We start from the raw sequence: 12,866 nt of genomic DNA, 5'->3' as shown, positions 1-12,866 counted from the left end.
GCCGGCGACGTCAGCCCACCTTCACCACGCGGGCGGCACCACCTCCGCGGCGGGTCGGTTCGGCGACCGCGCGCCAGCGGCCGTCGGGGGTGCGTTCGATGGCGGTCGCCGCGCCGATCTCGGCGTTCTGGCTGAACCGGTGGCCGATGGCCTGCAGGCCCGCGGTCGTCGCGGCGGCGAGGAACTCCGCCTCGGCCGGCGTCGTCGCGGCGTTGCCCTGGGAGGCGCGCGGAGCCGCCACGGCGTCGAGCAGGGACAGCTTGCGGTCCAGGCGCCCGGTCAGGATCTGCGTGACCGTGGTGATGATGGTGGCGCCGCCCGGTGAGCCGACGGCCAGCACGACCTTGCCGTGGTCGAGGACGATGGTGGGCGCCATCGACGACCGCGGGCGCTTGCCGGGGCCGGGGAGGTTCGGGTGCGGGACGCCGGGGGTGGGGGCGACGAACTCGAAGTCGGTGAGCTCGTTGTTCAGCAGGAAGCCGCGGCCGGGCACCACGATGCCGCTGCCTCCCTCGGCCTCGATGGTCAGGGTGTAGGAGACGACGTTGCCCCAGCGGTCGGCGACGGTGAGGTGCGTGGTGCGTTCGGCGTCCTCGCGCAGCGGCGAGAGACCGGCGGTGGCCTGGCACGGCTGCGGGTTCCGCGGGTCGGCGGCGGGCTGCGGGGCGGGCAGCACGGCGTCCGGCTTGATCAGGCACGCGCGGCTGTCGGCGAACTTCTGCGACAGCAGGCCCTCGGTCGGCACGCGGGTGAAGGCCGGGTCGCCGACCCAGCGCGTGCGGTCGGCGAAGGAGAGCTTCGTCGACTCGATGAAGCGGTGCAGGTACTCGACGTCGGAGGCCTTCGCCAGGTCGGTCGACTCGAGGATGTTGAGCGCCTCGCCGACGGTCGTGCCGCCGGACGACGGCGCGGCCATGCCGTAGACGTCGAGACCGCGGTAGCTCGTGCGCGTCGGGTCGCGGCGTTCGACCTGGTAGCGCGTCAGGTCGGAGATCTTGAGGTCGCCGGCGCGGACGGTGCGCGTCGAGCCCGGCACCACCGGGGGTTTGCGGACGGCGTTGACCAGGTCGCGGCCGACCGCGCCGCCGTAGAGGGACGCGAGCTCGGTGCGGGCCAGCTCGCGGTAGGTGTCGGCGAGCTGCGGGTTGCGGAACGTGCTGCCGACCGCGGGAGGCTGCCCGCCGGGCAGGTAGAGGTCGCGGGTCGAGGTGAAGTCGGCGAACCGCGCGGCGTTGTTCGCGATCTGCGTGTTGAACGTCTGGTCGACGACGAAACCGCGCCGTGCCAAGGCTTCCGCGGGCGCCATGGCCTCGCGCAGGTTCAGCGTGCCCCACTTGCGCAGCGCGACCTGCCACGTCTTGGGCGTGCCGGGGACGCCGACGGACAGGCCGCTCGTCATCGCCTCGGCGAACGGCAACGGCTTGCCGTTCTCGACGAAGAGCTGCTCGGTGGCGGAGCGCGGCGCCGTCTCGCGGCCGTCCAGAGTGGACACGCGACCGGTGCGGGCGTCGTAGTGGACGAGGAACCCGCCGCCGCCGATGCCCGCGGAGAACGGGTCGGTGACGCCGAGCGCGGCGGCCGTGGCGACGGCGGCGTCGACGGCGTTGCCGCCGCGGCGCAGGACGTCGATGCCGATCTGGGACGCGTCGGGGTCGACGCTGGTGACCGCGCCGCCCCAGCCGGTCTGTTCGGGTACGCGCGGTGGTGTTTCCGCCGCTCCTGCCTGCGCAGGAACGACCAGTACGACGGAGAGCGTCAAAACGGCAACCGTTCGCGACATGCGAAGACTTCTACTCCGTTGCGACCGGATGGCAACACTGCTTGAGAAAGGCCTAAGGTGCGGGCGTGTCGATCGATCTTGACCAGTTGCGAACGGATTTCGCGAACACCCCGCTCGACGAGGCGGACCGCGAGGAAGCGCTGCACCTCCTGCTGCGCGAGCGGCGCGAGGGCGACGCGGACCTGCTGCGCCACCTGCTCGCCGAGGAGACGGCCGCCCACCGCGAGGGCTGGGGCCTGAGCGAGGCGCTGGGCCTGGCGGCGCTGCTGCTCGCGGAGTGCGGCCGCGAGGAGGACGTCTGGACGTTGTGGGAGGCCAAGAACGCTTCCTTCGACACGATGGCGGGCCTCGACGGCTTCCTGCTGTTCCCGGCGGGCGTCGCGGGCACGACGGCGCACGTGATCGCGGCCACCGAGCACCCGGACCGGGCCGAGCTGATGGCGTACATGTCCGAGTACCTCGGCTACGAGAAGCTCACCGACGAGAACATCCGCGAGCACCTCGCCGGCCTGCGCTCCTACTACGAGAGCTGAGGCCCACCGCCCTGGACGACCGGGTCAGAGCACCTCGAGCGGGTCGAGCTTGATGCGCACGAGGTCCTGTTCCTTGCGCGCCGTCCGCACCGCCTGCGCCTCGGCCAGCACGGCGGCCAGCTGACGTCCCTCGCCGCGCGCGACCCGCACCAGCGCCCGCTCCTTCGACTCGTCCTCCCCGAGCGGCACCGGTCCGAGGACCTCCCCGGTGGGCGGCAGGTGCAGCTCGTCGAGCAGGGCGTTGACCGCGTCGGGGGTGCCGTCGACGGTCGCCATCCGCACTGCGGGCGGGAAGCCCAGCTCGGTGCGCGCGGCGAGCTCGGTGGCGGCGTGCCACACCGGGTCCCAGCGGACCAGGGCCTGCACGGGCGTGAGTGCCGAGTCGGCGATGACGACCACGCGCCCGGTGCCGGGACGCACGAGCCCGGCCGCGGTCATCCACCGCCGCAGCGCCTCCTCGGACGCCCGGAGGTCGGCCCGCCCGAGCAACGCCCAGCCGTCGAGCAGCAGCACGGCCCCGTACCCGCCCTCGGCCACGGGCTCGGCACCGGGCGTCGCCACGACCAGCGCGGGTTTGCCGGGCACCGCGGCCAGCACCTCGTCCGCGCCGCTGGTCCGCACCGGGTAGCCGGGAAACGCCCTGCCGAGCTCCTCCGCGGTGCGCCGGGCACCGATGATCTGCCCGCGCAATCTCCGCGACCCGCACGTCGGGCACCGGAACCCGGCCTCCGTCGCGGCGCACCACCGGCAGTAGGCGGGCTTGGGTGCCCCGTCCTCGGTGCCGCCGGGCAACGCCAGCGGCCCGGCACACCGCCGGCACCGCGCGGGCCCGCGGCACTGCCCGCACGCGAGCGCCGGCACGTACCCGCGCCGCGGCACCTGGATCAGCACCGGCGAGTCGGCGAGGGCGAACCGGGCGGCGTCGAAGGCGATGGACGGCAACCGTGCCGTGCGGGCGGCCGGGTCCTTGACGTCCTGCCACTCGTTGTCGCCCACCGACACCACCCGCGGCGCGACGGCCCGCAGCGTCTCGCGCGACGCCACGATCTCGTGCGCCCACCCGGTCTCGACCAGCAGCTGCGCCTCCGCGGTGCGGGCGAACCCGGCGACCAGCAACGCCGCCCCGGTCATGTGCGCGCGCTGCACCAGCACGTCGCGCACGTTGGGGTATGGCGACCGCGGCTCGACGTGAAGGTCGTCACCGTCGTCCCACACGATCAGCAGGCCGGGGTCGCGGATGGGCGCGAAAGCGGTCGCACGCGTGCCCACCACCACCCGCGCCACGCCACGGCGCACCGACAGCCAACGCTTGTAGCGCTCCGACGGCCCGAGGTCGGCCGCGAGCGTCACCACGCCTTCGATCAGCCGGCCGCACGCCTCGGCCACGCGAGCGGAGTCGCGGTGGTCCGGCACGACGATGACCACGCCGCGCCCGGTGGAGGCGACGGCGGCCGCGGCCTCGGCGAGGCGGGCGGGCCAGTCCTCGGAGGGCAGCGCCTGCCAGACGGCGTGGGCGGGGCGGCCTTCGCGGAGGGCTTCGAGGTACTTGGGGCCGCGGGGGTAGCGGGACCAGGCGTCGGCGGGGACGGGCGGCAGCTCGGACCGGGCGGGGAGATCCGGCGACGGCGAGGTGACCGACGCGGCTGACGTCTCGGGATTGGACGCCGCCGGGGGATCCGCGGACTGGGTGGCGGGTCGGGCAGGCGAGGGGGCGGGATCGGGTTCGGAGCCCGGAGGTTCTGCGAGTGCCGCGGAGTCGGAGGTCGTGGCCGGGCCCGGGGATTCGGCATCGCCGTAGAGCGCGGTGCCGTGTGCGTCGGCGGCGGAATCCGCCTGTGCGGCCGGACTTCCGGGGTCTGCGGACGTCACCCACGCGGGCACCTGCGGCAGCGGGGCCGGGGTGCCGGACGGCGCGGCCTCCGCTCGGGCGTGGCGGGGTGGGATGGCCAGGCGCAGCACGTCGATCATGCCGCCCGCGTACCTGTCGGCGACGGCGCGGGCCAGCGCCGCGATCTCCGGTGCCAGCACCGGTTCCGGTGAGACGACCTTCTCGATGTAGGTGAGTTTCTTGCCGTACTCGGAGGTTTCGGCGCGCTCCAGGAGGTAGCCGTCGACCAGCTGGCCAGCGAAGCGCACGCGGACGCGGCAGCCCGGTACGGCGGCATCGTCCAGTTCGGACGGAACCTGGTAGTCGAAGGGCCTGTCCAGGTGGGCGAGCGGGACGTCCACCACGATCCGCGCGACCGGCAGCGACGCCGCGGGGACTCGCTCCCCTTTTCTCGCTCCGGTCTTCGCGCTCATGCCTCCTGGTGTATCAGACGGCCCCGACAGTCACGCGTTGCGCCTCACCAAACCGGTGAAGCCCGCCACGAACAGGGTGGCGAACGCCCAGGCCAGCACCTGGAGCAGCCAGGTCGACGCCAGGACCAGCCTGCCCGCGCCCGAGCCGGCGTCGACCGTGCAGCGGGCCGCGTCCGCCTTGAGCAGCGGTGCCGCCACGTTCAGGGCGTAGCCGACCTGTTCGACGACCGAGCAGCGGACGCCGCCGGAGACCAGCACCACCCCGACCGACACCGCGAGCACGCCGGCCAGCCACACCAGGGCCAGGCCGGGCCGGTAGCCGTGGCCGACGGTCACGCCGCGCACCAGGTGCCACAGGCGGCCCCACCGCGACAGCTGCCCGCGCCGGCGCAGGTCGCGTTGCTGGGCGACGCGGATGCGCCGCACGTCGCGTTCGTGGCCGGCCGCCTGGTGCGCGGTGGCGAGCTGGGCCCAGGGCTGGGCCGAGTAGCGCAGCGTGCGGTCCGCGAGGAACGCCAGCCATTCGTCCACAGTGGCGTCCCGCGGCAGTCCCTCGTAGGTGAGCCCTTCGAGCTGCGCCTTGCCCTCGATGCCGTCGAACGGCAGGAAGAGCTCCCTGCCCACGCGCACGTACCGCAGGTCGAGCGCAACGCCGGCGGAGGTGATCCGGACGCCCCTGAGCAGGAGCTGCCCGTCCACCCGAGTGCCGCGCAGGCGCACGGACGCGTGCACGCCACCGCCCGAGATCCGGCAGTCCTGGTTGAGGAAGATCCCGTCGCCGACCCGCAGGTCCACCAGGAAGAGCCCGTTGTCGAACCGCCCGCCACCGCACATCAGCACCCCGGCGACCTGCGACCCGCTCAGCGTCACCGTCCCCGACGCCTGGAACCCCTCGTCCAGGTACGCGCTGCCGCCGATGCGCATGTGCAGCGCGTCCACCGACTCCTCGGCGGTCAGCCTCGCGCCGCTCAGCTTCAGGTGGTGGTCCACGGTCAGGCCGCGCGCCTGCAGGGACGGCGCCACCAGCCCGCTCAGGTCCAGCAGGGAGAAGTGCGCGCGGCTGAGCACCACGGGCAGTTCGGCCTTGCAGTCCACCAGCACCAGCGGGCGCTTCGCCACGACGTCGGACAGGTCCAGCCGGCCGGTGATCGTCGCACCGACGATCCTCAGGCCTCCCGGGTCCAGCGATTCGTGATCGATCATCCGCCGCCGGATCTCATCCCCCGTGATCTCCACGGGAAAGACGTTAGCCGGAGATCGACTCGCGGCCGTTCTCGATGTGACCGCAGAGCCGCCGGCGGAACGCGGGCTCCTCCTCCACCGTCACGGTGAGGTCGTACCAGCCGGAGTTGAGGGCGGTCAGCCACGGGATGACGTGGCGGTGTCCCGGACGCACGGAGTACTTGCGGCCTCCCAGCATGAACGTCAGCCGCGAAGATCCGGTGTTCTCGAACGTCAACGTCAGCACACGGCTGTATCCGCGCACCGACGACGAGACACGCGCACGGTCCGATGACGTGCCGGCGAACTCACGGCGGAAACCGTTGGGCCCCAGCAACACGAGATCGTGGTCGCCGACGACGTCGAGCGCCGCTTCCGACGCGACGTCGAAGTGCTGCGGTACGTCGAACTGTCCCGAGTACGGGTACAGCGCGAGGTGCACGGACGACGCACCGGAGTTCGACATCTCCAGACGGGAACCGCGCAACGACGCATCCGGCTGGTACGGCAGTGCGCGCGCACGGCGGCGTCCGGCCTCCTGCTCCGGCATCTTCTGCGTCGACGGCGGCGCGGGACGCCAGCGCGGCGTCGCGGGCGGCACGGCAGCGGGCTCACCGACCTCGGGCCATGTCCGCCGCCGGTCGAAGTCGAACGCGGAAGTCAGATCACCGGTGACGGTCCTACGCCACGAGGAGATCTCTTCCGACCGCACTCCCGTCCACTTCTCCAGGAACTGCGTCATCGACGTGTGGTCGAACACCTGCGAGCACACGTAACCGCCCACGGACCACGGCGAGACGACGGTCATCGGCACGCGCGCACCCAGCCCCAACGGCCGGTCGCCCACGTATTCGTCGGTGACGGACAACGGCGGGCGCGGCGGCGGCACGTGGTCGTAGAAGCCGTCGTTCTCGTCGTAGGTGATGAACAGGACCGTGGACTCCCACACGTCCTGGTTCGACGCCAGCGCGTCCAGCACCTGGTAGGTGATCGAGGCGGACGCGGCGGGCGACGACGCGCCGGGGTGCTCGGAGTCCACCGAGGACGGCACGAGGTACGAGACGGCGGGCAGGCGCCCGTGCTCCACGTCGGCCCGGAACGCCTCCCCCAGGCCGCCAGGACGCACGCGGTGCAGTCCCCTGTCGTACAACGACTTCTCCGCCGCCGACAACCGCGAGAGGTCCAGCGACCCGATCAACGCGGGGTCGCCGGTCCCGTACAGCCTGTCGAGCGACCGGAACCCGGCGGGCAGCACCTTGCGCGCGATCTCCTTGAACCGCGCGTAGAACTCCAGGTTGTTGTCCTGGAAGTTGTCCCACTCCTGGTAGACGCGCCAGGGCTTGCCCGCCGCCTCGAGGCGTTCCGGGTAGGTCTTCCACGTGTACCCGGCGTGGTTGTCCTCGTCGTAGGCCGCGTTGCCGGTCGCCCGGCCGCCGGACGGCTCGAACCCGGTGTACCCGGACACCCAGTAGTTCCGGTTCGGCGAGGTCGAGGACGGCACCGAGCAGTGGTAGGCGTCGCACAGCGTGAAGGTGTCCGCGAGCTCGTGGTGGAACGGGATGTCCTGGCGCGTGTAGAACGCCATGGTCGCCGCGGTCTTCGCCGGCACCCAGTTGTCGTTCCACCCGCCGCGCAACGCCGAGTGGCCGCCGTTCCAGCTGTGGTCGAGGTCGCCGATGTACTGGATGTCACGCCCCGACGCCGCTTCACGCACCGGGAACGGCAGCACGCCGGACTGGTTGAAGACACCCCTCAGTGCGTTGCGGTCGGAGAACCCGCGCACTCCACGGAGAGTTCCGTAGTAGTGGTCGAACGAACGGTTCTCCTGCATCAGCAGCACTACGTGCTTTATCGCGCGCAATCCTCCCGCGCGAGGCTCACGAGCCAATGTGGCGTATACCGACGGCGGCAGCAAAGTGCCCGCACCAGCAGCAGCGACCGCAGCCATGAACCCACGACGAGAGAGCGACATGAACCGAGTTTCTAGTCGCAGGACGTGTCGCGGAACCAACTCCCGTATGAACAAAGGTCCCGGATGACCAGGGCCTTCTTCACACTCACAGAAGGCTCGGTGCCCCACGACGGGCGGTTCGGCCGCGTCGTGGGGCACCGAGGGGCCGCGCGACACCGGCAGCGCCAGGAGGGAGTGTGCTGGCGCGTGCCGGCGTGGCGCGGCACGCCGCCTGACCGGTGACATGGGGGGGCCGGACAGGCGGACGTGCGGTGGCCTACGCACGAGCGGAGTCCGCACGGCCGCACTTGATACATCGGCCTCGTCGTCTGGTTAGCGTTCGGGCAACGCTCGGTTGCAACTCTTCGATCCGCAAGCACCACACGGACGAGGGGAACCCACCATGAAACTGCGCATCGCTGCCGCGGCGCTCGCCATCGGTCTGTGCACCGCCGGTGTCGCCCAAGCGGACGACGTCCCGCCGGAGTTCCAGAACAGACCCACCCAGGCGGACTGCTACAACGCCGCGCCCACGATCGTCGGCGCCGGAGTGATCGTCGGGACGGTGAACCCGGACGTCATCCTCGGCAGCCCCGGACCGGACACCATCTTCGGGTTGGGCGCCGACGACGTCATCATCGGCTTGGACGGCGACGACGTGATCTACGGCGGTCCCGGCGACGACCTGGTCTGCGCCGGCCGCGGCGACGACGAGGTCCAGGGCGGTCCGCAGCGCGACACCGTCTACGGCGAGCCCGGCGACGACCGGATGCTGGGTGACGACGGCACGGACCTGCTGTCCGGCGACGCCGGCTGGGACAGGGGCAACGGCCAGGCCGGGGTCGACTGGTGCCCGCCGTCCACCGAGGTCGCCGTCAGCTGCCCGTGACGGTCTGCCGCAACAGGATCCGCGTCGCGGCGTCGGGTTCGGCCCCGAGCTCCCGCAACGACTCCAGCACGCGCGCACGGACCTCCGCGGTTCTCCGCGGGTTCCGTGCGCGCAGTGCGGCGGCCAGCGCCAGGCGGTGCCCGCGCGGGTCGAACGGCTCCAGCTCCAGCGCCCGTTCGGCCAGCCGGCCCGCCTCGGCCGGGTCCGACGTGACGAGCCTGGACTCGCCCAGCGCCACCAGGTTCCGGACGTGCCTCGCCCGGATGTGGCCGACCTCGGCCTCGCACAGCTCCGCCAGGTCCGGCAGCGGTTCGCCGCGCCACAACGCCACCGCCCGCTCCAGCAGGTCCGCGTCGCCCAGGTCGTGGAACGACCACAGGTCCGCGGTCAGCAGACCGCCCCGGACCAGCCTGATCGTGTCGCCGTCGCTGCGCACGCAGTAGCTGGCCTCGCCGGCCGCGCGGCCGGGTTCCAGCAGCCGCCGCAGGTGCGTCGTGGTCACCCGCAGGTTCCTGGCGGCACTGGCGGGGTCGAGCTCGGGCCAGAGCAGGTCCGCCGCCTGGTCTCGGGTCACCACCGGGCGCAGGACGAGCAGTCCCAGCAGTTGTCGGACGCGTGCGCGCCGCAGCTCCGGGGCGTCGACCGCGATGCCGTTCCTGGTCACGCGCATCGGCCCGAGCACCTCGATGCCGATCGGGTGGTCCGGCGGCGTCGGCACGGTGGCGAGCAGCCGGGCCGCACCCGTGGCGAGGTCCGGATCCCCTGCCAGCTCCCGGAACTGCCGGTGCACCGCGGGTCCGACGCGCTCGGCCAGCCACGACCCCAGCTTCGTCCTCCCCGTCGCCGCTTGGCGGCACGCGAGTTCGACCGACCACGGCAGCGGGAGGAAGCACAGCGCGTGTGCTTCCGGCAGGTCCGCTCGCAGATCTCCTCGCCTGGCACGGAGCAACGCCCGGCCGGCCGCCCGCGCCTTGCGGTGCGACGGCCCCAGATCCGCGGCGTCCCAACGTTCTCTCAGCTCGTCGCTGAGCACGTAGCCCAGCGTCAGGAACCTGCGCAGGTGCCGTTCGGCGACCTTGACGTCCACCGGCCACCTCGCCAGGTGCCGCTTGTACACGTCCCGCGCCAACTCCTCCTCTCCGCGCGTGACGGCAACGGCAGCGTGCGACGCACACGCCAGCACGGCGTCGCGCGGATTGTCCTGCTCGCCAGGAAGTTCGGTCGTGGTCTCCCCGAACGACGCGGCGATGACGGTGTGCAGAGCGCGCGCCACGAACTCGTCGCGTGCCGTGCTGTCCGGGTCATCCCCGGTGAAGTCGACGACTTCGCCGTCGAACCACCGCGCGGTGGCGACGTGGCGGAGGGCCAGGTCGTCGTTCAGCCTGCGTCCGGCGAGCTCGGCGGCGTCCTGCCCGCGTCCGCACATCGCCAGGCAGTGCACGTGGAACCGCGTGGTGGACACCGCCAGTGCCCGGGGCACCTCGGTGGTGGGCGCCTGGGCGAGGTGGACCAGGGCCTCCTCCGGATCTCCCGCGAGCTCGGCGACCACCGCGGCGACGCTGTGCCTGAGCAGCCGCAGCACCGGCGACTCCGCGTCGATCCACTGGGCCTTCGACGCCACCTGGACAAGCCGGGCCAGGTCGCCCCTGGAGTGCGCGGTGATCACCGCCTGTCCCAGCACCACCGCGGCGCCGTCGAGGTCGCCGGCTTCGAGCATCCCGGCGCAGGCGCGGTCGACCAGGCCGTCGAGGGACGGGTCGGTGAAGTCCCCGGCGTGCGCCACGGCCGCGGCGAGCAACAGGAACGCGGGTTCCTGGCGCAGGTGTTCGGGAACCGCTGTCAGCCACCGCTCGGCCGTCGTGCAGGGCAGCACGGACAACGTGGTCCGCACGAGCTCGACCGCCAGCCGGCCGAGGAGCGGCCAGTCCCGCGCACGGCACGCGATCCGCCCGGCTCCCGCCAGTTCGCCCCGCGCGACCAGGACGTCGACCGCCTTCGCGCGCAGGTGGTCCGCGGGCGCCAGACCGGCCCACAGGTCGTGAGCGCGGTACCTGCCGTCGTCGAGCCGGTTGACCAGCGGGACCTCCTCGACCAGGCGCTCCAGGTCCGCCGGGGCTCCCGTGACCGCGCCGACCTCGTCCTCGGTCGCACATCCCAGCAGCACCAGGGCGGCCAACGCCGTCCGCGCCGGTCCGTCGAGACCGCGTAGCACCTCCTCCGCGGCGTAGCGCCACGACGCGGTGCGTCCCGCCGTCAGCGACAGCCTGACGAGCGCGGGCCAGCCGTGCAGGTCCTCGGTGGGCTCCCGGCCGAACCTCCGTGCCAGCGCGGCGGTTTCGGCGCCGGTGAAGGCGAGGTCGTCCGTGCCGACGGAGCCCACCTCCCCCGCCGCTTCCCTTCTGGCCAGCGGAAGAGGCGGCGCGCACCTGCCCGACAGCACGAGGTGCGCGGTGCCGGGCAGGGCGCGCACCACGGCTTCGAGCAGCAGTGCCCCTGGTGAGCCGTCCGGGATCTCGTGGACGTCGTCGAGCGTCAGGCAGACGTCGAGCGGGGCTTTCCGCCGCAGTGCGTCGAGGACGTCCGCCGCACCGGGTTCGGGGCTCCCGCCGCCGAGCGCGTCCAGGATCGCCCCGGCCAGCCGGGTCGCGTCCTCGTGGTCGGGGCCGCAGCTCACCCAGGCGTCGAGGCCGCGCGGCTCGAGGAGGTTGGCGCGGACGGCCTGGGCCAGCGCGGTGGTCTTGCCGAAGCCCGGTCCGGCGGTCACCAGCGTGACCGGGCGGCACCAGCGGGATCGCAGGCGGTCGACGAGGTGCGGGCGCGGCAGTTCGACGTCGAGCGGTCGCGGTACCGCGCTGAGTCCGGTCGTGTTGTCCCCCACGCGGAACGGAGACGGCGACCGGTCCTGAAATACGACACGGCCCGCCTCCCCAAGATGGGAAGCGGGCCGTGCGCGTGGAACGGGATCAGGCGCCGGCGGCGCTGCGCAGGGCCTCCGCGCGGTCCGTGGACTCCCACGGCAGGTCGACGTCGGTGCGGCCGAAGTGGCCGTACGCGGCGGTCGGGGCGTAGATCGGGCGCAGCAGGTCGAGGTCGCGGATGATCGCGGCGGGCCGGAGGTCGAACACCTCGGTGATGGCCTGCTGGATCTTCTGCGGGTCGACGGTCTCGGTGCCGAAGGTCTCGACGAACAGGCCCACCGGGGCCGCCTTGCCGATCGCGTAGGCGACCTGGACCTCGACGCGGGTGGCAAGACCCGCGGCGACGGTGTTCTTCGCGACCCACCGCATGGCGTACGCGGCGGAGCGGTCGACCTTCGACGGGTCCTTGCCGGAGAACGCGCCGCCGCCGTGGCGGGCCATGCCGCCGTAGGTGTCGACGATGATCTTGCGGCCGGTCAGGCCGGCGTCACCCATCGGGCCGCCGATGACGAAGCGGCCGGTCGGGTTGGTGAGCAGCCGGACGTTCGCGGTGTCGAGGCTCAGCTCGGCCAGCTCGGGGGCCACGACGTGCTCGCGCAGGTCGACGCCGAGGAGCTTCTCGAGGTCGATGCCGTCGGCGTGCTGCGTGGAGATGACGACCGTGTCGAGGCGCACGGGCTGGTCGCCCGCGTACTCGATGGTGACCTGGGTCTTGCCGTCCGGGCGCAGGTACGGCACGGTGCCGTCCTTGCGGACCGCGGTCAGGCGGCGGGACAGGCGGTGCGCCAGCGCGATCGGCAGCGGCATGAGCTCGGGCGTGTCGGTGCACGCGTAGCCGAACATCAGGCCCTGGTCGCCGGCGCCCTGCTTGTCGATCTCGTCCGCGGCGCCCTCGACGCGCTCCTCGAACGCCGTGTCGACGCCCTGCGCGATGTCCGGGGACTGCGCGCCGATCGCCACGTTCACGCCGCACGAGTGGCCGTCGAAGCCCTTCGCGGACGAGTCGTAGCCGATCTCCAGGATCTTCTCGCGGACGATCGTGGGGATGTCCGCGTAGGCCTCGGTGGTGACCTCACCCGCCACGTGGACCTGGCCCGTGGTCACCAGCGTCTCCACGGCCACCCGGGAGCGGGGGTCCTTGGCCAGCAAGGCGTCCAGGATCGAGTCGCTGATCGCGTCGCAGATCTTGTCCGGGTGTCCCTCGGTCACCGACTCACTCGTGAACAGCCTGCTGCTGTGCTGGCTCACGGACACTCCTTCGTTGCGGGTTGGA

8 protein-coding genes are annotated in these 12,866 nt (G+C 72.6%); 2 read left to right on the top strand and 6 right to left on the bottom strand.

Annotated features, from left to right (window positions below; genetic code table 11):
* Window positions 1–10: 10 nt before the first annotated feature.
* Window positions 11–1,780, bottom strand: a complete 1,770-nt coding sequence (gene ggt, locus VF330_RS12205; RefSeq protein ID WP_330851658.1) for a gamma-glutamyltransferase — start codon at window positions 1,778–1,780, stop codon at window positions 11–13.
* A gap of 65 nt (window positions 1,781–1,845) precedes the next feature.
* On the opposite strand from ggt, the gene VF330_RS12200 reads away from it, so the two are divergent.
* On the top strand, window positions 1,846–2,313 hold the full coding sequence (locus VF330_RS12200) for a hypothetical protein (protein ID WP_330851657.1): 468 nt from the start codon (window positions 1,846–1,848) through the stop codon (window positions 2,311–2,313).
* Between the two features lie 24 nt (window positions 2,314–2,337).
* Here the strand turns inward: VF330_RS12200 and VF330_RS12195 are convergent, their stop codons facing one another.
* Genes VF330_RS12195 through VF330_RS12185 form a run of 3 tightly spaced genes read right to left on the bottom strand, consistent with a single transcriptional unit; the run spans window position 2,338 to window position 7,807 of the window.
* Window positions 2,338–4,614: a primosome assembly protein PriA gene (locus tag VF330_RS12195; protein ID WP_330851656.1), complete on the bottom strand. Its 2,277-nt coding sequence runs from the start codon at window positions 4,612–4,614 to the stop codon at window positions 2,338–2,340.
* 30 nt (window positions 4,615–4,644) lie between these two features.
* Window positions 4,645–5,850, bottom strand: coding sequence for a hypothetical protein (locus tag VF330_RS12190; RefSeq protein ID WP_330851655.1), 1,206 nt, complete (start codon window positions 5,848–5,850; stop codon window positions 4,645–4,647).
* A gap of 10 nt (window positions 5,851–5,860) precedes the next feature.
* The gene (locus VF330_RS12185) at window positions 5,861–7,807 is read right to left on the bottom strand and encodes a phosphocholine-specific phospholipase C (RefSeq protein ID WP_330851654.1); all 1,947 of its coding nucleotides are present in this window, start codon (window positions 7,805–7,807) and stop codon (window positions 5,861–5,863) included.
* 382 nt (window positions 7,808–8,189) lie between these two features.
* On the opposite strand from VF330_RS12185, the gene VF330_RS12180 reads away from it, so the two are divergent.
* Entirely contained in the window at window positions 8,190–8,675 is a 486-nt protein-coding gene (locus VF330_RS12180) for a calcium-binding protein (protein WP_330851653.1), read from the top strand.
* Here the strand turns inward: VF330_RS12180 and VF330_RS12175 are convergent.
* Window positions 8,662–11,553 (bottom strand): hypothetical protein, encoded by a 2,892-nt coding sequence (locus VF330_RS12175; protein WP_330851652.1) that lies wholly within the window; start codon window positions 11,551–11,553, stop codon window positions 8,662–8,664. The genes VF330_RS12180 and VF330_RS12175 overlap by 14 nt on opposite strands.
* 85 nt (window positions 11,554–11,638) lie before the next feature.
* Window positions 11,639–12,841 (bottom strand): methionine adenosyltransferase, encoded by a 1,203-nt coding sequence (gene metK, locus VF330_RS12170; protein ID WP_330851651.1) that lies wholly within the window; start codon window positions 12,839–12,841, stop codon window positions 11,639–11,641.
* Window positions 12,842–12,866: the final 25 nt, after the last annotated feature.

This window comes from Lentzea sp., assembly GCF_036380075.1.
Lineage (GTDB): Bacteria > Actinomycetota > Actinomycetes > Mycobacteriales > Pseudonocardiaceae > Lentzea.
This window is presented reverse-complemented; position numbering and strand designations above follow the sequence as displayed.

Bases quoted from the DNA above. Each gene is read 5' to 3' on its own strand.
- VF330_RS12180 (WP_330851653.1), top strand. From the start codon at position 8,190: ATGAAACTGCGCATCGCTGCCGCGGCGCTCGCCATCGGTCTGTGCACC.
- VF330_RS12185 (WP_330851654.1), bottom strand. From the start codon at position 7,807: ATGTCGCTCTCTCGTCGTGGGTTCATGGCTGCGGTCGCTGCTGCTGGT.
- ggt (WP_330851658.1), bottom strand. From the start codon at position 1,780: ATGTCGCGAACGGTTGCCGTTTTGACGCTCTCCGTCGTACTGGTCGTT.
- VF330_RS12195 (WP_330851656.1), bottom strand. From the start codon at position 4,614: ATGAGCGCGAAGACCGGAGCGAGAAAAGGGGAGCGAGTCCCCGCGGCG.